24 protein-coding genes are annotated in these 22,372 nt (G+C 59.4%); 9 read left to right on the forward strand and 15 right to left on the reverse strand.

Annotated elements, in window-relative coordinates; genetic code table 11:
• Positions 1-27: 27 nt before the first annotated feature.
• The 6 genes from hisD to KDW95_RS18320 all read left to right on the forward strand — a co-directional run bounded on the left by hisD (position 28) and on the right by KDW95_RS18320 (position 6,727).
• Entirely contained in the window at positions 28-1,341 is a 1,314-nt protein-coding gene (gene hisD, locus KDW95_RS18295) for a histidinol dehydrogenase (RefSeq protein WP_255853216.1), read from the forward strand.
• Between the two features lie 137 nt (positions 1,342-1,478).
• Positions 1,479-2,687, forward strand: coding sequence for a DegT/DnrJ/EryC1/StrS family aminotransferase (locus KDW95_RS18300; protein WP_255853217.1), 1,209 nt, complete (start codon positions 1,479-1,481; stop codon positions 2,685-2,687).
• Between the two features lie 287 nt (positions 2,688-2,974).
• Positions 2,975-3,973, forward strand: coding sequence for a TRAP transporter substrate-binding protein (locus KDW95_RS18305; RefSeq protein WP_255853218.1), 999 nt, complete (start codon positions 2,975-2,977; stop codon positions 3,971-3,973).
• Between the two features lie 91 nt (positions 3,974-4,064).
• On the forward strand, positions 4,065-4,652 hold the full coding sequence (locus tag KDW95_RS18310) for a TRAP transporter small permease (protein WP_255853219.1): 588 nt from the start codon (positions 4,065-4,067) through the stop codon (positions 4,650-4,652).
• Between the two features lie 27 nt (positions 4,653-4,679).
• Positions 4,680-5,960 (forward strand): TRAP transporter large permease, encoded by a 1,281-nt coding sequence (locus tag KDW95_RS18315; RefSeq protein WP_255853220.1) that lies wholly within the window; start codon positions 4,680-4,682, stop codon positions 5,958-5,960.
• A gap of 62 nt (positions 5,961-6,022) precedes the next feature.
• The gene (locus tag KDW95_RS18320) at positions 6,023-6,727 is read left to right on the forward strand and encodes an aspartate/glutamate racemase family protein (RefSeq protein ID WP_255853221.1); all 705 of its coding nucleotides are present in this window, start codon (positions 6,023-6,025) and stop codon (positions 6,725-6,727) included.
• Between the two features lie 68 nt (positions 6,728-6,795).
• Here KDW95_RS18320 and KDW95_RS18325 read toward each other — a convergent pair whose 3' ends face one another.
• The 6 genes from KDW95_RS18325 to KDW95_RS18350 form a co-directional block, all read right to left on the reverse strand.
• Positions 6,796-7,296, reverse strand: coding sequence for a TIGR00645 family protein (locus KDW95_RS18325; RefSeq protein WP_255853222.1), 501 nt, complete (start codon positions 7,294-7,296; stop codon positions 6,796-6,798).
• A 195-nt stretch (positions 7,297-7,491) separates the two neighbouring features.
• Positions 7,492-8,514, reverse strand: coding sequence for a YeiH family protein (locus tag KDW95_RS18330; protein WP_255853223.1), 1,023 nt, complete (start codon positions 8,512-8,514; stop codon positions 7,492-7,494).
• Positions 8,515-8,717: 203 nt separating this feature from the next.
• Positions 8,718-9,794: a WD40/YVTN/BNR-like repeat-containing protein gene (locus KDW95_RS18335; protein WP_255853224.1), complete on the reverse strand. Its 1,077-nt coding sequence runs from the start codon at positions 9,792-9,794 to the stop codon at positions 8,718-8,720.
• A gap of 51 nt (positions 9,795-9,845) precedes the next feature.
• Entirely contained in the window at positions 9,846-10,115 is a 270-nt protein-coding gene (locus KDW95_RS18340; protein WP_255853225.1) for a MoaD/ThiS family protein, read from the reverse strand.
• A gap of 79 nt (positions 10,116-10,194) precedes the next feature.
• Complete coding sequence (locus tag KDW95_RS18345) at positions 10,195-10,596, reverse strand: putative signal transducing protein (protein ID WP_255853226.1); 402 nt, start codon at positions 10,594-10,596, stop codon at positions 10,195-10,197.
• A 90-nt stretch (positions 10,597-10,686) separates the two neighbouring features.
• Positions 10,687-11,412 (reverse strand): sulfite exporter TauE/SafE family protein, encoded by a 726-nt coding sequence (locus KDW95_RS18350; RefSeq protein WP_255853227.1) that lies wholly within the window; start codon positions 11,410-11,412, stop codon positions 10,687-10,689.
• A gap of 133 nt (positions 11,413-11,545) precedes the next feature.
• Between KDW95_RS18350 and KDW95_RS18355 the strand changes: the two genes are divergently transcribed.
• Positions 11,546-12,427, forward strand: coding sequence for a LysR family transcriptional regulator (locus tag KDW95_RS18355; protein WP_255853228.1), 882 nt, complete (start codon positions 11,546-11,548; stop codon positions 12,425-12,427).
• Between the two features lie 14 nt (positions 12,428-12,441).
• On the opposite strand, the gene KDW95_RS18360 is transcribed toward KDW95_RS18355, so the two are convergent.
• Entirely contained in the window at positions 12,442-12,927 is a 486-nt protein-coding gene (locus tag KDW95_RS18360) for a GreA/GreB family elongation factor (RefSeq protein ID WP_255853229.1), read from the reverse strand.
• Between the two features lie 344 nt (positions 12,928-13,271).
• On the opposite strand from KDW95_RS18360, the gene KDW95_RS18365 reads away from it, so the two are divergent.
• Positions 13,272-13,703 (forward strand): DUF3465 domain-containing protein, encoded by a 432-nt coding sequence (locus KDW95_RS18365; protein ID WP_255853230.1) that lies wholly within the window; start codon positions 13,272-13,274, stop codon positions 13,701-13,703.
• 158 nt (positions 13,704-13,861) lie between these two features.
• Here KDW95_RS18365 and KDW95_RS18370 read toward each other — a convergent pair whose 3' ends face one another.
• The gene (locus KDW95_RS18370) at positions 13,862-14,491 is read right to left on the reverse strand and encodes a DUF2238 domain-containing protein (RefSeq protein WP_255853231.1); all 630 of its coding nucleotides are present in this window, start codon (positions 14,489-14,491) and stop codon (positions 13,862-13,864) included.
• Positions 14,492-14,534: 43 nt separating this feature from the next.
• Between KDW95_RS18370 and KDW95_RS18375 the strand changes: the two genes are divergently transcribed.
• Positions 14,535-15,221 (forward strand): cupin domain-containing protein, encoded by a 687-nt coding sequence (locus tag KDW95_RS18375; protein WP_255853232.1) that lies wholly within the window; start codon positions 14,535-14,537, stop codon positions 15,219-15,221.
• A 24-nt stretch (positions 15,222-15,245) separates the two neighbouring features.
• On the opposite strand, the gene dtd is transcribed toward KDW95_RS18375, so the two are convergent.
• The 7 genes from dtd to KDW95_RS18410 all read right to left on the reverse strand — a co-directional run bounded on the left by dtd (position 15,246) and on the right by KDW95_RS18410 (position 22,366).
• Complete coding sequence (dtd, locus tag KDW95_RS18380) at positions 15,246-15,683, reverse strand: D-aminoacyl-tRNA deacylase (RefSeq protein ID WP_255853233.1); 438 nt, start codon at positions 15,681-15,683, stop codon at positions 15,246-15,248.
• A gap of 127 nt (positions 15,684-15,810) precedes the next feature.
• Positions 15,811-16,761, reverse strand: coding sequence for a prolyl aminopeptidase (gene pip, locus KDW95_RS18385; protein WP_255853234.1), 951 nt, complete (start codon positions 16,759-16,761; stop codon positions 15,811-15,813).
• 106 nt (positions 16,762-16,867) lie between these two features.
• Positions 16,868-17,638, reverse strand: coding sequence for an SDR family NAD(P)-dependent oxidoreductase (locus KDW95_RS18390; protein ID WP_255853235.1), 771 nt, complete (start codon positions 17,636-17,638; stop codon positions 16,868-16,870).
• Positions 17,639-17,706: 68 nt separating this feature from the next.
• Complete coding sequence (locus KDW95_RS18395) at positions 17,707-18,492, reverse strand: HpcH/HpaI aldolase family protein (protein ID WP_255853236.1); 786 nt, start codon at positions 18,490-18,492, stop codon at positions 17,707-17,709.
• Between the two features lie 34 nt (positions 18,493-18,526).
• Positions 18,527-19,411, reverse strand: coding sequence for an SMP-30/gluconolactonase/LRE family protein (locus KDW95_RS18400; protein ID WP_255853237.1), 885 nt, complete (start codon positions 19,409-19,411; stop codon positions 18,527-18,529).
• A gap of 10 nt (positions 19,412-19,421) precedes the next feature.
• Entirely contained in the window at positions 19,422-21,158 is a 1,737-nt protein-coding gene (gene araD, locus KDW95_RS18405; protein WP_255853238.1) for an L-arabinonate dehydratase, read from the reverse strand.
• A gap of 35 nt (positions 21,159-21,193) precedes the next feature.
• Positions 21,194-22,366 (reverse strand): Gfo/Idh/MocA family protein, encoded by a 1,173-nt coding sequence (locus tag KDW95_RS18410; RefSeq protein ID WP_255853239.1) that lies wholly within the window; start codon positions 22,364-22,366, stop codon positions 21,194-21,196.
• Positions 22,367-22,372: the final 6 nt, after the last annotated feature.

Here is a 22,372-nt window from a genome sequence, read left to right on the forward strand (position 1 = left end):
AAATCTGATTTAATTGAGGTAAGTACAATGGAATATCTAAAGCGCGCCGCTCTGGAGTCGGAAGTAGAGCAGGAAAATGAGCGTATCCAGGCAGTCGTAAAAGACATGCTGGCCAATATTCGGCGTAACGGCGAGACCGCAGTTCGCGAATATGCCAGTCAGTTCGATAACTGGCAGGGCGAGTTTGTCCTGTCTGAAGAGAAAAAGATGGCCCTGATCGCACAGGTGCCGCAACGCGTTAAGGATGATATCGATTTTGCACATCGCCAGGTAAAGCGTTTTGCCGAAGCGCAGCGCGACAGCCTCAAGTCCTTCGAAATTGAAACCGAGGAAGGCGTGCGCCTGGGACAGCAGGTTCTGCCCGTGCAGTGTGCCGGCTGCTACGTACCCGGTGGCCGTTATGCCCACGCGGCATCCGCCATCATGAGTGTTGCAACCGCCAAGGCGGCAGGTGTGCCCTTTATCGTTGCCTGCTCCCCGCCACGCGGTGACAGCATCAACCCGGCTGTTGCCTACGCAATGCACGTTGCCGGCGCCGATGTGATCCTGGAAATGGGCGGTGTCCATGCGGTGGCTTCCATGGCCATGGGCCTGTACAGCGGCAAGCCTGCCGATATTCTGGTAGGCCCGGGTAATGCCTATGTTGCTGAAGCCAAGCGCATGCTGTTCGGTGAGGTAGGGATCGATGTTTTCGCCGGCCCCACCGAGTCTGCCATCATCGCCGACAAGACCGCGGACCCGATGACCATCGCCGTCGACCTTGTTTCCCAGGCTGAACATGGCACCAACTCTCCGGTCTGGCTATTTACCGACAGCCGCGAGATTGGCGAGAAAGTGCTCGAAATCATGCCCAAGGTTATCGCCGACATGCCCAACGCCGATGTGTGCGAAGCCGCATGGCGCGATCATGGTGTTGTGATCCTGGGCGAGAACCGCGACGAAGTCGTTCAGATCAGTGATGAGTACGCCTGTGAGCATCTGCAGATACTGGCTGAAGATCTTGAATGGTGGAAAGCGGAGCTCAAAAACTACGGCTCCCTGTTCCTGGGTGAAGGCAGCACCGTGTCCCACGGCGACAAGTGCTCGGGTACCAACCATATCCTGCCGACCAAGAAGGCCGCACGCTATAGCGGTGGCTTGAACGTACAGAAATTCATGAAGGTCCTGACTTATCAGGAGCTTGATGAAGCGGCAAACCTGGTATTCAGTGGCGCCGGCTCGCGCATTTCCCGCACCGAAGGGATGGAAGGCCACGCCCGTGCCTGCGACTGGCGCCTGCGCAAGTACTATCCCGAAACCGAGTGGGATTTCGAAGTGTACGATCAGAAGCGTTACTGCTGATCCAAAAGCGAGCAGGAAACTGGCCCCGGTATTATTAAGGTGGTGGGATTTACATCTGCTCACCCAACCTCAGAGGCCGCGTGGTTACTGCGGTCTGGCACGATTGAAAATGGCGTTGGGTTAATAGGAAGAGTGACATGACTAAATTTACCAAATCGTTTACTCAGCAGGAGCCGATTCCCGAAGCGGGCATCGAGCGTGCGGTTGAGGTGATGCGCAGCGGTCGCCTGCACCGCTACAACGCCCTGGGCGACGAGTTGACAGAAACCGTACTGCTGGAGCAGGAGTTTGCGGCCTACAATGGCAGCCGGTTCTGTCTGGCCTGCGCCTCTGGTGGTTATGCTCTGCACATTGCCATGCGCTCGATCGGGGTTAACTCGGGCGACAAGGTCCTGTGCAACGCCTTCACTCTGGCTCCGGTACCCGGGGCCATCCATAATGCCGGGGCTATCCCCGTACTGGTTGAAACCACCGACGATTTCACCATTGATCTGGTTGATCTGGAAGCCAAGGCCGCGGCTGACGACGTGCATTACCTGATGCTGTCGCACATGCGTGGACACCTGGTGGACATGGACAGGTTGATGGAAATCTGTGATCGCCACGGTGTTAGTGTTATAGAAGACTGCGCTCACACCATGGGTGCCACCTGGAACGGGCGCAGAAGCGGCACCTTCGGCAAGGTCGGCTGCTTCAGTACCCAGACCTATAAGCACATCAACTCCGGTGAGGGTGGTCTGCTGATTACCGACGACGAGGAAGTGATGGCCCGTGCCATCATGCACTCTGGCTCCTATATGCTTTACGACCGTCATACCGTGGGTCCTGCCCCTGAGGTGTTTGCGAAGATTCGTTTCGAAACACCCAACTACAGTGGCCGAATGGATAACCTGCGTGCCGCGATCCTGCGTCCGCAACTGAGTGATCTGGATCGTCAGTGCGATCGCTGGAATGAACTCTATTGTGCATTGGAGAAGGGTCTGCGAGCGATTGAGGGTGTGCGTGTACCACTGCGCCCCGAGGCGGAATATTTCGTCGGCAGCTCTTTGCAGTTTTCGCTGCCTGAACTGAGCGCCGAGGCCTTTGCCCGCTTCATTCGTCGCTGTGAAGAGCAGGGTGTGCAGATCAAATGGTTCGGTGATGCCGACCCCAAAGGCTATACCAGCCGCTTTGACAGCTGGCGTTACCTGGGTGATGCGCCGGCACTGCCGGCTACTGAAAAAGTGCTTTCGACCATGTGTGATATTCGCTTGCCCTTAACATTCAACGTTGAGGACTGCGTAGTGATCGCTACGGTGATATCGGAAGTGCTGAGCGAGACAGCGCATATTAACCCGGCGGGTTAATACATGAAACAGGGATGTTTCATCATTGGGCCTTCCATTTAAACGGATGGTCCAATGCGAACCCCATCTCTTCACCCAATAGAAATCAGCACGTCCACGTACTTGCGCCCATTCTTTGCGCTAGAGAGTATGTCGGGTGACTGGAAAATAGGGAGGGAACCTATTTTCAGGCAGGTTAATAGCCAGATATTTATCTGGCTGAAAGAAACAGCAACCATCAAAGAAAAATAACGATAGTCAAATTAATTATTGCCACCTTGACTTATTGTAATCAAAAAAGGTGAATCATGTTTAGTGTAAAGAAACTAGCTCAGGCTCTCGCAGTCTCCTCGGTTGTTGTGACGGCGGCTCTTCCGGTCATGGCAGAGGCTAAAACCCTGAAACTGGGTTTGGGCGATCCCCTCGAATCTGATCAGGGGGCCTTGGCGAGCCGCTTCAAGGAACTGGTCGAGTATTATTCGAATGGCGACATCAAGGTAACGCTCTACCCCAACGGCGCTCTCGGTGGAGAGACCGAGATGGTGCAGAACACCAGGCTTGGGTCGCTGGATGTGGCTTCGGTTGCAATTGGCAATATTACTCCGTTCTCTAAAGAGCTGGGTGTACTGACCATGCCTTATCTGATGAAAAATCATTCAGATGCAGTGAAGCTGACAACGGGCGAACTCGGTGACCGTTGGAACAAGATTGCTCAGGAAAAGGTAGGTGTGAATATACTGGGTTGGACGTACTCCAACTTTCGCTACTTGACCAACTCCAAGCAGCCTGTGAAGAACCTGAGTGACGTTCAGGGTTTGAAGGTACGGATTCCTCAGGATCCTATCATGCTGGCTACCTGGGAAGCCTGGGGTGCAAACCCGATTCCAATGGCCTGGTCTGAAACCTTTACTGCGTTGCAGCAAGGTGTTGTAGACGGTCAGGATAATCCTTATATCGTTAATAACACGATGAAATTTTATGAGGTGCAGGATTACCTGACAGAAGTACATCATATGTATTCTCTACAGCCCTTGCTGATCGGCAACAAGACCTTTGCAAAAATGAGCGACGAAGAGCGCAGTATCCTGACCCGTGCCGGCCTTGAGGCACAGCAGTATGCCTTGATGTTCCAGGTCCTGGAAGCGGGCAAAGCCCGGGATAACCTGGTTGCGAACGGCATGGAAGTCTTCGAACTTGAAGATGAGGAAAAGTGGATCGAGCTCGCGAGGGAAAAAGTTTGGCCCAAGTTTTACGACTCCATTGGTGGAAAGGATAATTTTGACAAAGTCCTAGAACAGATCAATTGATTCACGGCTTGGCTGTCTGCTGATTATATTGGCAGGCAGCATTTTTTTGTCACTATATTATTCCAGCAGCTGTGTTAGGTGGGGTTTTATTATGAAGAGTAGGGTCATTGGGCTGCTGGATCACGCTGAGAATTATCTGTGTCAGCTGCTCCTGAGTGCCTTTGTTATACTTTTGTTTTTTCAGGTTATTCTGCGAGTGTTTTTTAACTATGGCATTCCGTGGAGTGAAGAGCTGGCCCGGTTTGCATTTGTCTGGTTTGTTTTCCTCGGTGCCTCATATGCAGCGCGGGTTTCGGCGCATAACAGAGTAACTTTTCATCTGCGCAAGATGCCAGAAAAAGTAAGAAATAGCATTGAATGTTTTGCCGACATGTTCTGGATTGTATTCAATACGCTTATGACTATAAAAAGCATCGAAGTAATCGAGTCGATGATGGAGTTTACTTTTTACTCTCCAGCTCTGGACTGGTCAATGGCGTTCTTGTATATGATATTTCCCATATCGTTTACATTGACTTCCATACGCATTATTCAGGTTAACTATCTGAAGCTGGTCAAGGGTGTCAAGTTCGACGACGTTGACGAGCCTGACCTGGAGCAGCTGGCGTCTGAGCTGAAGGTAGAAAGAACACCTGTGTATGATGAACCATCAACTATATCCAGTGCATCCAAGGGCTGATTAGTACACGCCAGTTAAGGAATAATTATGACAGCTCCCTTTATATTGTTCGGTATGTTCGCATTCCTGTTGTTTATTGGAGCACCTATCGTGGTTGCGCTCGGCGCTTCTGCGATGACAGTATATCTGGCAGCGGGTGATGACTTTGTCTCCATGGTACAAATCGCCTGGAACGCGGTTGACTCCTTTCCGATCATGGCGTTGCCGGCATTTATTTTGTCCGGCGCTCTGATGCAGAGTGCAGGCATCTCTCGGCGACTGGTGCATATCGCAGAAGTGCTTGCCGGGCCCATGGCCGGCGGGCTGGGTTTCTCGGCAATACTGGCAAGCATGTTCTTTGGCGCCATATCGGGCTCGGGCCCTGCAACCACGGCTGCCGTAGGCATGCTGATGATTCCGGCAATGGTGAACCGCGGTTACAGCAAGAGCTACTCGGCAGCGCTAACCGCCTCCTCGGGTGGCTTGGGCGTTGTTATTCCACCGAGCATCCCGATGGTGATCTACGGTGTCACCGCCAGCGAATCCATTACCAAGCTTTTTCTTGCGGGCATTTTCCCGGGAATACTACTCGCCGGTGGCTTGATGATTGCCAACTACATGATCAGCCGTCGCAATGGTTACGGGGCCGCTGAGGCACATCCGCCGGGCACGTTGCGCAAGGCCTGCAGGGAAGGCATCTGGGCGATCATGGCGCCAGTCGTCATACTGGGCGGGATCTATTCCGGCCTCTTTACGCCTACAGAAGCCGCCGTCGTATCCGTTTTTTACACCCTGTTTGTCGGCTTTTTCATTCACAAGGAATTGCGCTGGGATGGCTTCAAGGAGTCCCTGAACGCGACGACCTGGCTAACGGGCCGGGTACTGATTGTCATGTTTGCTGCTACGGCATTCGGTCGTATTCTGGTCGAGAATGATATTCCGACACTCATTGCCAGTTCGCTGCTTGAGTTGACAGGAAGCCTGTCGCTGATCTGGATTATCGTTATTGCATTCCTGATATTTGTCGGCATGTTCCTGGAAACACTGGCAACGATCATGATTGTCACGCCTGTTTTACTGCCGGTTATGGTCAGTTTGGGTGTCGATCCCATTCACTTTGGCATCATTCTGGTTTGTTGCTGCGAAATCGGGTTCTCTACACCACCCCTGGGTGAGAACATGTTTATCGGGTCGAGTATTGCCAAGGTCTCGATTGAGGAAATATCGGTCAAGGCGCTACCTTTTGTGGCGGTCGAAATTCTTATAGTCGTACTGCTGGCGTTTGTGCCTGAGATATCGCTGTGGTTGCCATCGATTCTTGGTTATTAGCTGGAAACATCGTTAGATTGGTTTTTAGATCCTGATAAGGTTTATATGAAGGCGGTACTGGAATGAACGAAAAAATTGTCGGTATCATCGGTGGCATGGGGCCTGAAGCTACGGTTGACCTTATGCAGCGCGTGATCGAGGCGACGACGGTCGAAGACGACGCCGATCATATTCACATGCTGGTGGACAACAACCCCAAGGTGCCATCGCGCATCAAGGCGCTGATCGAGGGCACGGGCATCAGCCCGGGGCCCTGCATGGCGGGGATGGCCCGGGGGCTGGAGCAGCAGGGGGCGGACTTTCTGGTCATCCCCTGCAATACGGCACATCACTACTACGAGGAAGTCGCCGCCTCGGTATCGGTCCCGGTGATTAACCTGATTCAGCTGGCGACAGAAACGATCCATGCTCGCCAACCCGAGCTTAAAAAGGTGGGCCTGCTGGCATCCAGCGCGCTGCGGATGATCAAGCTGTACGAGCCCTGGTGTGAAGCGGTGGGCATCGAGATCGTGTATCCCCAGGCGGACCGGCAGGACTCCGTGATGCAGCTGATACGGGACGTCAAGGCAGGACGCAGCACGGATGCACAGATCGAGCAATACAACGCCGCAGCCCAGGAGCTGCAAGCACAGGGGGCGCAATGCCTGCTGGTGGCCTGTACGGAGCTTTCCGTTATCGGTGACAAGCTGGCGTCCGCGTTGCCGGTTTATGATGCGTCCGACCTGTTGGCCACGGAAATAGTCCGGCGGGTAAAATCCGGCGCCTGACGCCTCTATTCAAGACCCAGGCCCCGGTTCTGCGGGGCCTGGGTATTCTCGAACACAGGGTACGGAGATCAGTGCGCGGGCTTTTTGGTCAGCTTGTCCAGTATGCCCATGGCGAACGCCGACAGGACGAAAGTCAGGTGAATGGCGACGTACCAGAGCAGCTTGTCGCTCTCGATGTTCTCTGCATTCATGAAAATTTTCAGCAGATGAATGGATGATATGGCCACGATGGAGGCCGCTACCTTGTTTTTCAGGGAGTTGGTGTCGAGCGTACCCAGCCAGCCGAGCTTTTCCGAATTCTCATCGATATCCAGCCGGGATACAAAATTCTCGTAGCTGGTAAACATCACCATGACAATCAGGCCACCCACCAGGGCAATGTCGATCAGCGACAAAACCACCAGTACCATGTCGGTTTCCGAGACGTCCATGACATGGGGAAGGAGGTGAAAGATTTCCTGGAAAAACTTGATGCCCAGGGCGATCAGCGTCAGGCTCAAGCCGATATAGATGGGGGCGAGCAACCAGCGGGTTGCATACATCAGGCGTTCAAACAGCTTTTCAGCCATGGCGTGTCGTCACCTTGCAAAAGGTGGCTATCTTACTTTGAAGCCGGATTGCAGCCAAGGAATCTCCCGCTGATGCGAGGTAGCGATTGGACTGGTGCTGGGTGGCAAAACCCGACCGCAGCGGCGGGTGTGCCAGGCGGGCGGAGTACAGGCCTGGAAACAGGCGGGAGGCGCGGGCGCGTCTCCCGGGGAATATCAGGTCAGGGTAATAAAGCCCAGCACCAGCAGCACGATGAAGATGGTCTCGCTGACCACCAGCAGGACTGGTTTCAGGCCCACGGTGAGGATTTCCTTCAGCGAGGTGCGCACGCCCAGCGCTGCAATGGCGGTAAGCAGCAGCCAGGAGGCGCTGTCGGCCATGGGTTCAACGATCACCTGCGGCATCCAGCCCAGGCTGTTGAGCGTGAACAGCACCACAAAGCCGATCAGGAATCCCGGTACGCCGACACTGCCGCCGCCCACTTCCCCACGGCTGGCCATGGCACGGCGAATCACCACACCGATCACCAGCACGATGGGCACCAGCATGGCCACGCGCAGCAGCTTGACGAAGGTGCTCAGGTCACCGACTTCGGACGACACGCTGTAACCGGCGCCCACCACCTGGGCGACATCATGGATGGTCCCGCCGAGAAAGAGCCCGGCTTCGGCCGGCGTCAGCCCCAGTTCGTGGCTGATCATGGGGTAGAGCACCATGGCCACCGTGCTCAGGGTGGTCACGCTGATCACGGTAAAGAGGGTGTCTTTCTTGGTCTGTTCATTCTGCGGCAGCACGCTGCTGATGGCCATGGCTGCCGAGGCGCCGCAGATGGCGACAGAGCCGCCGGTGAGGGTGCCAAAACGGTTGCTGAATCCCAGCAGGCGCGCCATGACGATACCAAAACCGATGGTCAGCAGTACCGCGGAGCACACCATCAGTAGCGGTGGCCAGCCGAGTGTGAGTACATCGGAGAAGGTGATGCGCAGCCCCAGCATTGCGACGCCCAGACGCAGCAGCGTCTTGGCGGCCAGTTCGATACCGGGGACGACCCTGGGTTCGTCACTGAGAAAGTTGAACGCCAGTCCCAGCAACAGGCCCATCAACATGGCCGGTGCGCCGTAGCGCTGGGAGAGGAAGGTCGCGGCAATGCCGATGGTGACGGCGACGCAGAGCCCGGGGAAGTAGCGCTGTTTCAGCTCACCGAGTCTGTCGATGGGGTTTGCGACCAGCTGTTTCATGGGCGAGTAACTCGAAGTTTGGGGTTCTTGTTGTAGCGCAACACCGCCCTGGCCGGCGTTCCGGGTGATCCGGAACCTGGCCAAAAAGCACGGCAGCGTCATGACTGTTGCAGCCATTCTTATGGATACAGGGGCCCACTGTTAGGGCCAGATACCCGAATATCTGATGCCAGTGCCGTCGCGAACGGACCCCGGGGCAGTACTCAGGGGGTGAATTGCACAATGTTAATGGGGGGGAGGTGGCGCGAGATGCAGTGCCAGTGATCGCCCTGGTCTTCACTTATCCACAGGCCACCGGTGGTTGAGCCAAAGGCCAGGCTATTGCCGCTGGCATCCACGGCCAGGGCGTGGCGGTAGGCCAGGTCGTAGGCCGGCTCTGCCGGCAGGCCGTTGTCGAGCGTGCTGAAGCTCTGGCCGCCGTCCCGGGTATGGGTGACGACCAGCCGGGCGTCTACCGGCACGCGGCATTCGTCTTTCACCGCCGGCACGAACCAGGCACAGTCGGGGTCTTTGGGGTGTACCGCCACGGCGAAGCCGAACACCGAGGGGCCTGCCTCGGTAATTTCGGACCAGTGATGGCCGCCATCGCTGGATTTGAAAATACCGTTGTGGTGCTGAATCCACAGGTGCTTGGGCATGCCGTCGCAGCGCACCATGCGGTGCGGGTCCTGGCTGGTGGGTTCGTAGGCCTGCTCCGGTGGCAGAAAGGCGGCGCGCAGACCCTGGCCGACGAGCGCCCAGCTTGCCCCCGCGTCCAGGCTTTCCCAGACGCCGCCGCAGGACACGGCCAGCGTCAGGTGGGCGCTGTTGTGCGGGTGTACGCAGATGGAGTGGATGCCCGGTGCATCGTAGCCACCGCCAAACCAGAATTCGCGCTCGGGCCTTGCCCAGAGGGATTCGATCAACTGCCAGGAGTCGCCCCGGTCAGTGGATCTGAAGAGCCCGCCGGGGATGGTACCGGCCCAGAGGGTGCCGGGCTGATCGGCGCCGCCGGCACTGAGCTCCCAGATCTGTTCGACGGCGGGGCCGTCTTCGGTGTCTGTTTTGGGGAAAGCCGGGGTGCCGACTTCAATCCAGTGATCGCTGCCAGGCTCGGCCCGGTAGAGCTTGACGCCAAAGTGTCCGAGGTTCAGCGCGGCGTACTGGTCGCCACTGCGCGGGTCGGTCAGCAGCATGGTAACCGGGTCACCGAGCAGGATTGGAGCCTGGGGCTGCCACTGGCCGGCCCCCGTGCGGTCGAAAATGAACAGCCCCTTGCGTGTGCCGACTCTGAGTTGCATCTTGCTGTCCCCGTGGTTGGGTGCGTGTTATCCAGGCGCGTGGGTGCGGTATCAGCCGCCGGAGAGCGCCTGCAGAATATAGATTTCGGAGTTGGGCCCGAGCCGGTCGCTAAGGTGACGGCGATCCTGGATCTGCTGGCCATCGACGAAGATAACGACGTTTTTGCGCAGCCGCTGCTGATCATCAAGGATATAGCCTGCCAGGCGCACGTTGCCGGCAAAGGCTTCACTGAGGGCTTCGTGCACCGTGGCGGCACTGACCGTCAGGGGCGGGCAGTCGAGATAGCGTTGCAGGTGGCTGGTGAAGTTGATGGTCGCCATGGGTGTGATGCGGCTGGCTGTGAATCGTCTGTTGATAATAGTACAGCGCGGCCCGGCCGGCGCCAGGGTGTGTTCAGGGTTAGTCGTAGAGGCGGCTCAGGCTGCCGCAATCCTCGCAATGCACGGCGTTTCGCACCGGGAACAGCGGGAAATCCAGCCCCAGAAACATCAGGAAGGCCAGCCTGCGGCCAATGGGCCTGTAGCGTGTCTGACTACTGCCACAGCAGGGACAGATCAGCGGTTCCGAGCCTTCCTGTGCTTCAACATCCTGGCTGCGGTCCTGCGCCAGGATGGCCTGGGCCCGTTGCAGTTGCTGCGGCTCCACCTGCAGTCGCACCCCGCCGAGCGCATTGCTGTAGAGCCACTGCATGCCAATGGTGAACTCGTCCGCAACCCAGGCATCGATGCCTTCGGCTTCGAGCTGGGCGCGGGCGATCTGGGCCTGGTAGGGAAAATCAAAGTGGGCCACGGTCAGCAGCATGGGCAAAGTCCGGGTTGGCTACAGGCGTTTTTTCACTGTTAAGCATAGCCAATAGGGCTGTTTCCCGGGGCGTCGTCGTCCTGCAGGCGCTCAGCTAAAGGCGAACAGCTTGATGGCGGCCAGGCTCGCCATGATGCGAATCAGCCATTTGAACTGGGCGATGTTCAGGCGGCGCAGCAGCCAGTAGCCGATGCTGGCGCCGAGCACCAGGGCGGGCAGGCCGTAGATGCTGAGTGTCAGGCTTTCCTGGGTGATCAGGCCCAGGGTCCAGAGCATGGGCAGCTTGGCGCCGTTGATGATCATGAAGCCCCAGGCCCGGGTGCTGACGTAGGCATCCTTGGACAGGCGCTGCTCCAGCAGGTACAGGCTGAACAGCGGGCCGGCGGCATTGGCGAGCATGCTGATAAAACCGGCGGCAAGACCGGTGATATTGGCTGCCAGCGGGTGACGCATGATGCTGGTGGGGCGATGGTCCAGCCAGAACCCCAGCGCCAGCATGGCCAGGATCAGCCCGCCCAGCAGGGGGGTGAAGGCACTGGCATCCAGGCTGCCGAGCAGCCAGGTGCCCAGCACGACACCGATCAGCGCGGGCGGCAGCAGTGCCATGAGTACCGACCAGCTGATGTCGCGGCGGTACATCGTTATGGCCATCAGGTCGGTGGCGATATACATGGGCACCAGTACTGCCAGCGCTTCCGGGCCCGGCATGGCAATCATCAGCACCGGCAGGATCAGCAGCCCCATGCCGCCGACGGAAAATTTGGAGAAACCGGTGACCAGGCCGGCGGCCAGTACGCATAGCAGTGTCAGATCCAACGCAGGGTGCTCCCAGGCTTGTAGTGTTGCTTGAACAGGGTGCTAGAGTAGGCCGGTTTATGAACGTAAGATAACGATATGTTTTGCTCATAATGATCGTATTTATCGCTTATGTTTCCGGAGCATCGACAACATGACCAACGAGCAGCTCAGAGCCTTTGTCGCCGTGGTGGAGCGGGGCAGTTTTCGTGCCGCCGCGGACCAGGTATTCAAGACCCAGTCCACGGTGAGCGCGGCGGTGCGGGCGCTGGAAGACGAGTTCGACCTGCAGTTGTTTAGCCGGGACAGTTACAGGCCCACCCTGACCCCGGCGGGAAAGGCGTTTTACCCGCAGGCCCGCAAGCTGCTGGGGCAGGTGCAGAGCCTTGAAACCCTGGGTCACCACCTGGCCCAGGGCACGCCACCGTCGCTGGCGCTGTCTCTCAGTGCCATGTGCGCCTATCCGTTATGGCTCGAGACCGTGCGGGGATTCTGCCAGCGTTTCCCGCAGATGCGCCTGAGCATCAATACACAGCACCTGTCGGGGGTGCTGGAGTCCCTGCTGAAGGAAAAGGCGGACCTGGCCATCGGCCCCCATACCGGGCTGGACGAACGCTTCGAGTTTGTACGTGTGGGCGCGATCGAGATGCTGACGGTGGCGGCGCCGACCTACCTGAGCGGCGCCGGCGAGCGCATCCTTTCGCAGGCCGAGCTGCGGGCCTGCCCACATATACTGCTGAGTGATACGGGATCGGTATCGCCGTTCGACCATGTGCATGTCATCCCGGGCGGGCAGCGCTGGTACGTGGGGGATTACCAGATGAAAAAGGCCCTGCTGGTGGCGGGCCTGGGCTGGGCGCGGATGCCGGCGCAGATGGTGCAGACCCAGCTGGAGACCGGCCAGCTGGTGGCGCTGGAGGTGGAAAACTTCACCTCGTGCAGCCAGGTGCCGATCTACCTGATTCGCCTGAAGGACCTGCCCCTGAGCGAGCTGGCCCAGGCTTTCTGGCAGGAGATGATCGTGACCGTGCGCTGAAACGGCGGCGACGTTCAGTCGATCGCGGTGATTTCTATTTCCAGTTCCCCGGCCGGGCGCTGCCAGCGCACACTGTCGCCAGGCTCCTGCCCCAGCAGGGCACTGGCCAGCGGCGAGGTCCAGCTGAGCAGCCCCTGGGCGATATCGGCTTCGTCTTCGCCAACAATGCGAAAGCGGTGCTGCGTGCCTTGCTCGTCGACAAAGTGCACGGTGCAGCCAAAACGGACCCTGGATGCGTCGAGCGCCGCGGCGTCAATCACCTGGGCGCTTTTCAGGCGGGCACGCAAATAGCGCAGATCCCGCTCCAGCGGCGGCAGCCGGCTGCTGGCGGCCCAGTCGGCGCCGGCCTTGAGTGCCGAGATTTCCTGTTCGCATTGCTTTAGCTGCGCCTGCATCCGGCGATGCCCCTCGGGGGTCATGTAATTGGGGTGCGGGCTCAGTGGCCGGTCCGGCAGGTGTTCCGGCTGGTCACTGTCTTCTTTGACAAAGGCTCGGCTCATGGCAGGCTTCACTGGGTTAAAAGCTCTAACCTAGAACCTGCCAGGAGGATTGGCCAGCGATTACTCAGCGCAGGGCGCAACGGGCTAAATCGATGTCGCTCTGCTATTAATCTGGCTGGCAAATAGGTTTCCTCCCTATTTGCCAGTCACCCCACACTTTTTACGCTTCAAGAGTGGGCCGCACGTGCGTGTACGTGCTGGATTCTATCGGGTGAAGGAATGGGGTTCGCATTGGCCTGCGGCCAATGATGAAACATCCCTGTTTCATGTATTAACCCGCCGGGTCAATGCTTCTGGCGCAGCCTGTACGGCTGAAAACAACGGGATCTCTGGAGTGTGAAAACATGAAAAAATGGCTGTTGCTGGTGGTATTGGCGGTGGCGGGTTTAAGCGCGCTGGAGCGCGGTGTCCCAACCGGCCCTGCGGCCGAACCCTCCGGGGTCTCGAATGCGGCCCTGATGCAGGCCATTGCCGGCAAGCGCAGCGATACGCAGGTGCGGGGCCAGGGTCGGGTATCGCGGCTGCTGGCGGACGATCTCAAGGGTAGCCGGCACCAGCGTTTTATCCTGACGCTGCCCGCAGGCGGCACCCTGCTGATCGCCCACAACATTGACCTGGCGCCGCGCATCGACAGCCTGCGCGAAGGCGATGAAGTGGAGTTTTACGGCGAGTACGAGTGGAATGATCGTGGCGGCGTGGTGCACTGGACGCATCATGATCCAAGGGGAAACCACGTTGGTGGCTGGCTGCGGCACAAGGGCCGGACCTACGAGTGAATATCCAAAGCTCTAAGCTCTAAGCTCTAAGCTCTAAGCTCTAAGCTCTAAGCTCTAAGCTTAGGATTTATCGCTTTCAGCTTATGGCTTACGGCTTTCAACTCCCGTTACGAGCCTGCTGATACCGCGGCAACGGCGCTGCTGTTATCGCAACTGCGCTAGGCCGCTGGTTGCAGCCGGGCAAGTTGGCGGTCATGGCGTCGCCGCAACAGCCCCAGCGCACAGATGGCACCGATCAGTGCCAGCAGCATGTCGGACTGGGTATCCCAGACATAGCCTTGGGTGCCCAGAAATGACTCGGCGGCTTCATCACTGAGCAGCGCAACCCACCACTCGATCAGCTCGTAAAAGGCGCTCAGGGCCAGGCAGAAGCAGATGATGAGGAAGACGCGCCAGGCGTCCCCGTTGATGACCTGCAGGCGCAACAGCAGCTCCCGCGCTACCATGGCGGGTACAAAACCCTGGGCGAAATGCCCGACCTTGTCGTAGTTGTTACGTGAACTGTCGGTCCATTGGGCAATCTGATCGAATAGCGGCACCTCTGCGTATGTATAATGCCCCCCCACCATCAGGATGATGCAATGGAGCAGGATCAGGCCGTAATTCAGGGGCGTGAGGGGAAAGCGCCGCCGCGTGACGCCCAGCAAGACCAGGGCCACCAGCGCTGGCAGGACTTCCAGCCACCAGGTCAGGCGATCCCTGGGAGCAATGGCTGACCAGAGCAGTACGGTGCCAAACACCAGCAACCATAACAGGACGGGGGCCTTGCGCTGAGTATCGGGGTACATAACCGGCTCCTTGCCGACGGGGCTCAAACGAGAGGGTGCGATCATGATAGCAGTCAATGGCGATATGGCCCGGCGTGTTCATATCAATACCGACGCCGAGCCCTGGCTGCCGAGCCCGGGTGGCGAGGTACTGCGCAAGCGCCTGCACCTGGTGGGCAGCGCCGAGGGAGGCGAGGTGACCTCCCTGGTACGGTACCCGGCGGGCGCCGAGTTTCCGCTGCACCCCCATCCCGATGGTGAAGAAATTCTGGTACTGGCGGGCGTTTTTACAGACCAGGAAGGGGACTGGCCGGCGGGCAGCTACATGCTGAACCCCGTGGGTTTTGAACATGCACCCTCGTCTAAGGACGGTTGCCTGCTGTTCGTCAAGTTGCGCCAGTATGCAGGGTCCAGGCATCACTTTTCGGTGGTGACCAAGGAGCTGGACTGGCAGCCGACCGAAGCCGGCGTGCAGCGCAAGGTGCTGTACCAGGAACAGGGGCATGCCGAGAGCATGCGGCTGGAACGCTGGAGCCCCGAAACCCTGCCGGCGCTGCGTCGCTATCCCGGCGGCGTTGAAATACTGGTGATCGAAGGCAGTTTTAACGATGAACAGGGCCACTACCAGTGCCATGACTGGTTGCGTCTGCCGGCCGGTGCCCAGCATCGAATGGCCAGCAAGACCGGCTGCAAGCTCTATATCAAGGAAGGCGGGCTGGCTGCACTGCGTTCGGTACCTGCGCAGGACTGAAACGCAGGCAGGGGCTCCAGTGACTCAGCTTTCGAGCAAGAAGGTCACGGGACCATCGTTGGTCAGGGAGACCTGCATGTCGGCGCCAAAACGACCGCAGGCCACCTCCCTGTGCCGGGACCTGGCCTGCTGCACGAAGTAGTCGTACAGCTGCTCGCCAAGCTCAGGGCTGGCACCGGAGGAAAAACCGGGGCGCAACCCCTTGCGTGTATCCGCCACCAGAGTGAACTGGGACACCACCAGCAAACCACCACCGGACTGGGGCAGGTTGAGGTTCATCTTGCCTTCGGCATCGCTGAATATGCGGTAACCCAGTACCTTGCTCAGCAGCTTGTCGGCTGCCGCCTGATCATCGTCACGTTCGACTCCCAGCAGTACCAGCATGCCCGCGCCAATGCGGCCCGTGCACTCTTCGCCCACCATCACCCGGGCGCTGCTGACCCGCTGTATTAACGCTTTCATCGCTTAATGTCCGTATCAAAGGCATAAAAGGGCGCATGCTAACACGGTTGCCGCTAAGAGCTTGGCGTTTTCAACTGTCTTGCCCCTTGCCCCTTGCCCCTTGCCCCTTGCCCCTTGAGCCGGCTCTTCAAGCCAGGCTGCGGGCAAAGTCGTCGGTGGCTTCCACCAGGTTGCTGATGATACCGGGCTCGAAGGCCGAATGGCCGGCATCGCGCACCAGGTGCAGCTCGGCCTGGGGCAGGGCCTGGTGCAGTGCATGAGCCTGTTCGGGGGGGCAGACCACATCGTAGCGTCCTTGCACGATGACAGTGGGAATGTCGCGAATAACAGCGGCATCACGCAGGATTTGGTCCGGCTCCAGAAAGGCCTGGTTAACGAAGTAGTGGCATTCGATGCGGGCCATGGCCAATGCCACATGGGGGTCAGCGCAGTGATCCACCACCTGGCTGTTGGGGTCCAGGGTTGAGCAGCGCCCCTCCCAGAGTGACCAGGCCTTGGCGGCGGACATGCGGGCAATTTCGTTGTCGGCGGTCAGGCGGCGATGATAGGCGTTCAGCATGTCGCCGCGCTCGGACAGCGGTATGGGCTGCTCGAAATGCTCCCAGTAGTCGGGAAACAGCGCATTGGCGCCGCGCTGATAAAACCACTGCAGATCCTGATCGCGGCACAGGAAAATCCCCCGCAGGATCAGGCCGCACACCCGTTCGGGATGCTTCTGGGCGTACACCAGGCTGAGGGTTGAGCCCCAGGAACCGCCGAACAGCAGCCAGCGATCGATTCCCAGCAGGACGCGAATGCGCTCCATATCGTCCACCAGGTGCGCGGTGGTGTTGGATTTCAGGGAGGCGTGGGGACGCGAGCGACCGCAACCGCGCTGATCAAACAGGATGATGCGGTACTTGGCCGGATCGAAGAAACGCCGGTGCGTTGCGCTGCAGCCGCCACCGGGTCCGCCATGCACGAAGAGCACCGGAATGCCCTGCGGGCTGCCGCTCTCTTCCACATAGAGATTGTGGATCTGGTCCACCTGCAGACGGTGCTCGGCGTAGGTCGGAAGATCGGGATACAGGGTGCGCATCTTCTGGGTATCCGTATTGGGTGGGTTGGCAACGGCAAGGCCTAAGTATAAGGCCGGCTCGCAACCTGTAAAGAAACCCGCTGGATACAGTTTCTGTGTTACGACGTCAGACCAGCCCGCCATCAACGATATAGGTTTGGGCCGTGATCATCCTGCTGTCGTCGGCGGCGAGAAACAGCACCATGCGGGATACATCGTCCGGCTCCAGCTTCTGGTGCAGGCTTTGATTGGCCAGAACGTCCTGCTCGAGTTTGGCATCCCACCAGAGGTCTTTCTGGCGTGGCGTAATGACCCAGCCGGGCAATACCGTATTGACCCTGATATTCGCATGCCCCAGGTCGCGGGACAGGGTGCGGGTCAGGCCGATCGTGCCGGCCTTGGCGGTGGCGTAGGGGGATATGTTGGCCGAGCGGCGCATAAAGCTCGGCGAGCTGAAGTTGATGATGGAACCGCCGCCGCTGGCGGCCATGCCGTCGTGTACCGCCTGGCAGGCGAAAAACACATGGCGCAAATTCACCGCCTGCATCGCATCCCAGGCGGCTACGTCTATATCCTTGAACGCATAGCGGGTATCCCGTGCGGCATTGTTGACCAGCACACGGATGGGCCCCAGGGTTTCACTGGCCGTCGCGATTGCCTGTTGCAGTGCGGCTATGTCGGTCAGGTCACAGGGTATGAACAGCGGATCCCGGCTGCCGGTGCCTGCAAGCCGCGCACAGAGTTCGCTGGCAGCTTGCTGATCGATATCGACAAAGCAGACTTTGGACCCCTGGGCGACAAAGTGCTCGACCATAGAGGCGCCAATGCCGGTCGCACCGCCGGTGATAAAGACAGTCCGGTCTTGCAGGCTGGGATAGCGGCTGTATTCAGTGCTCATATCGGGTCTCCAGGTCGGTCTTGTTTTGGGCTGTACGGCAGGAAGGGTTGCTGTTTGCGTGGCGGCGGTTAATAAACGGCAGGGGCGTCGTTGCCCGCCGGATTAAAGTGTTTGAGAATCTGTTTGGAACCCGCCGCCAGCATGCGCACATCGGAGCCGATGGTGACAAACCGGAAACCCTTGTCGATCATCTGTTGCGCGTATTCGGGCGTACCGTTATGGATGCCAGCAATCACGCCATGGGCCTGGGCGCGGGCCAGAATATGATCAATGGCATCCACCACTGCGGGTTCGGTCGGATCAAATTGTGGCTTGCAGCCCAGAGCGCTGGACAGGTCCGCCGGGCCTATGTAAACCGCATCCAGGCCCTCGACAGATAGAATGTCATCCAGGTTTTCCAGCGCCTCCAGGGTTTCGATCATCGCGAAGCGCACTATGGTGTCGTTGGCCTGTGCCGGGTAATCTGCACCGCCATAGAGAAAGGCCCGGATAGGCCCGTAACTGCGCGTGCCCTGGGGCGGGTAACGGGTGGCACTGACCAGCAGTTCGGCATCTGCCCGGGTATTGATCATCGGGCAGATAACGGCATAGGCACCGGCATCGAGGGTTTTCATCAGGAACCCGGGATCCAGCCAGGGCACGCGCACAATGGGCGCTGTCTGTGTGGTCGATATGGCCGTGAGCATCTGCACGGCGCTCTGGTAGTCGATAACCCCGTGTTGCAGGTCGATGGTCAGGCTGTCCCAGCCCTGGTGCGCCATGGTTTCGGCGGCAAAGCTGCTGGGCAGGGATAGCCAGCTGTTAATGACACAGCCGCCGGACTGCCAGATGGTTCTCAGTGGGTTCGCGCGCATAGAGCTTCTCCTTGCGGGGCGGGGGCGGGGCGAGCTAGCCCCCGGCGAATTGTGCGATGGGTACCCCGGGTACATCGACACGCAGGGCGAAGATGCCACCCGCCTGCGGATAATCCTGCAATGCCTGGGCCTGCAGGCCGGTGCTCAGGGACGTGAGATACAGGGTTTTCATGTCCGGACCGCCGAAGCAGGGCATGGTCGGGGTCGGGCATGGCACTGCCACCTGCCGGTCGAGCCTGCCATCGGGGGACCAGCGGTTCAGTACGCCGGCAAAGACACCGGCGCTCCAGTAATAGCCCTCCATATCGGTTGCGCCGCCATCGGGCATGCCATGCACGGCACTGTCGGTACGCACCAGTTGCCGCTTGTGACTGAGGCTGCCATCCAGTGGGCTGTAGTCCCAGGCCCAGATGGTGTGCGCGCGGGTGTCGGCGTGGTAAAGGGTTTGGCCGTCGGGGCTCCATGCCAGTCCGTTGGACACGATCAGCTCGTCCAGTACCCTGTGGCTGCTGCCATCGGGGTCCAGTCGATAGAGCGCGCCTATGGGTCGGCTTTTTTGCTGCTCATCCATGGTGCCGACAAAAAAACGCCCGTCCGGCGATACCTTGCCATCATTGAAACGGGTCTGGGCATTGGGCTCTCCCGCCGGCACATTGAGCAGACGCAGCTGCCCGTTTTCAAAATCAAAGTGATAGAGCCCGCCGCGCAGAGCCACCACCGCACCACCGCTTTCACAGAGGCCGAAGGAGCCCAGGGTTTGGGGCATCGGCCAGTGGCGGGTGACGCCACTGGCAGGCTCAAGGCTGTATATGGCCGGGGCCAGCAGGTCCGCCCAGAACAGGGTTTGCGAGCGGGCACACCAGACCGGTGATTCCCCCAGCTGTGCCCTGGCATCCAGTACGCAGGTGATCGCGCTCATGGCGGGCTCCTCAGTAGATGTCAGGCTCAGGCGTCGAGCCGGGAGCGCCGTTCATAAAGTCGAAGTCACAGCCCTGGTCGGCCTGGGTGACATGGGCCCGGTAAAGCGAGGCGTAGCCATGGGTATGGCGTGGGGTCGGTGCCTTCCAGGCGCTGCGGCGGCGCTCAAGCTCGGCGGGATCCACCATCAGGTCGAGGCGGCGCGCGCTTACATCGACTTCAATAATGTCGCCGGTCTGTACCAGCGCCAGGGGGCCGCCCACCGCAGCTTCCGGTGAAACATGCAGGATGCAGGCGCCGTAGCTGGTGCCGCTCATGCGTGAATCCGAGATGCGTACCAGGTCGCGCACGCCCTGTTCGAGCAGTTTTTTAGGGATCGGCAGCATGCCCCATTCGGGCATGCCGGGGCCGCCAACAGGACCGCCGTTTTTCATGACCAGCACGGTATCGGCGGTCACGTCGAGGTCGTCGTCATCGATACGTGCTTTCAGGTCGGCGATGCTTTCAAACACCAGCGCCGGGCCGCTGTGCTTTAGCAGCCGCGGGTCGGCGGCGGTCGGCTTGATGATGGCACCGCCGGGGGCGAGGGTGCCGCGCAGTACCGCCGTGCCGCCGGCTTCCTGCACCGGGTTATCCAGTGAGCGGATCACCTCCGGGCGCCAGACTTCGGCATCCTTGATATTGTCATTCAGGGTGCTGCCATTCACGGTCATGACGTTCAGGTGCAGGCGTGATTGCAGCTGCGCCATCAGCGCAGGCAGGCCGCCGGCATAGTAGAAATCTTCCATCAGGTATTCGCCGGAAGGCTGGATGCAGGCCAGCAGCGGAATACCGGCGGCGATGCGATCGAAATGTTCCAGATCCAGTGGCACGCCGACACGCCTGGCCAAGGCAATCAGGTGGATAATGGCGTTGGTGGAACCACCAATGGCCATATCGACGGCAATGGCGTTATCGAAAGCCTCGGCGGTCAGGATATCGGTCGGCTTCAGGTCTTCCCATACCATCTCCACCGCCCGGGCACCGCTGGCGTAGCACATGCGGTTGTGGTTCGAGTCGACGGCGGGAATGCAGGAGGCTCCCGGCAGGCACATGCCCAGCGCCTCGGCGATGGACATCAGGGTGGCGGCGGTGCCCATGGTCATGCAGGTACCGGGCGAGCGGGCAATGCCGTCTTCAATGCCGGACCAGGTTTCATCGCTGACATTGCCGATGCGTCGTTCATCCCAGTATTTCCAGACATCGGTGCCGCTGCCCAGGGTTTTTCCACGCCAGTTGCCACGCAGCATGGGCCCGGCCGGGACATAGATGGTCGGAATATTCATCGAGGCGGCGCCCATCAGCACGCCGGGTGTTGTCTTGTCGCATCCGCCCATGACCACGGCCCCGTCGATGGGGTAGCTGCGCAGGGTTTCCTCGACTTCCATGGCCAGCAGGTTGCGATACATCATGGCGCTGGGCTTCATCAGCTGCTCGCCGAGCGAGAGCGCGGGCAGCTCGACCGGGAAGCCGCCGGCCGCGGTGATGCCGCGCTTGATGTCCTTGATGCGCTCGGGGAAATGCGAGTGACAGGTATTAAGGTCGTTCCAGGTATTGACGATGCCAATGACCGGTTTGCCGACAAACTCCTCGCTCCAGTAGCCCATTTGCTTGGCGCGTGAGCGGTGGCCAAAGGAGCGCAGATCGTCAGGACCAAACCAGCGGTTGCTGCGCAGGTCTTGCGGCTTTTTTTTATGTGTATTAGTCATGGCTTTACCTTGTTTGTCGCCTTGTTCATCGATGATCAGACCGGGCCGCAGAGCTCCCAGCTACCGCCATTGTCACTGGAGCGCAGGGCTGCCTGTACAAAGCGCACGCCGCTGGCGCCGTCCTGCACACTGGGGTACCAGAGCGACAGCGGCTCAGGCGTGCTGCCTGTCTCGATGGCGACGATGGCTTCGGCAAGGTCGGAGTACAGATTGGCAAAGGCTTCGCGATAGCCTTCCGGATGACCGATGGCAATGCGCGTGACGCGATTGGCCGCCTCGCAGAGGCCGGGTCCACCCTTGGTAAAGGTCACCGCGGGGGCATCCAGGCGCCGATACAGCAGCTCATTCGGCTGTTCCTGGTGCCACTCGAGACCGCCCTTGCTGCCGAAAATGCGCAGGTAGAGACCGTGGCTGGCGCCGGCGGCGGCCTGGGTTATCCACAGCATGCCGCGGGCGTTGTTGGCATAGCGCAGCTGAATGCCGGCGTAGTCATGGGCGTCGCGCCCCGGGACAACGGTGGTCACATCCGCATTGATTTGCGCCGGTTCCATGCCACTGACATAGGACGCCAGGTGGTAGGAGTGGGTCGCAATATCACCCAGGATGAGGGAAGGCCCGGCCACGGCCGGGTCCATGTGCCAGTTCTGCCCGCGCTGTTCGGACTCGGTCAGGGCAGCCAGGTGCCCCTGCACATATTCACACTGAACCATGCGGATCTCGCCCAGCTCGCCCGCCTCAACCATGGCGCGGGCCTGGCGTACCATGGGGTAGCCGGTATAGCCGTAGGCGACGCAGAACTGGCGATCCGAGGCTTGAACCCGTTTGACCAGATCCAGGGCTTCGTCCAGGTCGTTGGTCAGGGGTTTTTCACACATGACATGAAAACCGGCTTCCAGCGCCTGGCAGGCGAGTGCGTAGTGGCTGTTGTTCGGTGTCATGATGGCGACAATGTCCATGCCGTCGGTGCGATCCGCTTCTGTTGCGAACATTTCCTCCGCGCTGCTGTAGGCGCGGGCAATGCCCAGCTCGTTGGCCGCCGACAGCGAACGCTCGGGGTCGGATGAGAGTACCCCGGCGACCACTTCGTACATTTCCTCAAGCACGGCTGCGCCCCGATGGACGCTGCCGATAAAGGAGCCCGGGCCGCCACCAATAACACCCAGGCGCAGGCGGCGTCCGAGTTTTCCCATGACTGGGTTGCTGGTCATCTAGAT

This window comes from Marinobacterium rhizophilum (assembly GCF_024397915.1).
GTDB classification, from domain to species: Bacteria; Pseudomonadota; Gammaproteobacteria; order Pseudomonadales; family Balneatricaceae; genus Marinobacterium_A; species Marinobacterium_A rhizophilum_A.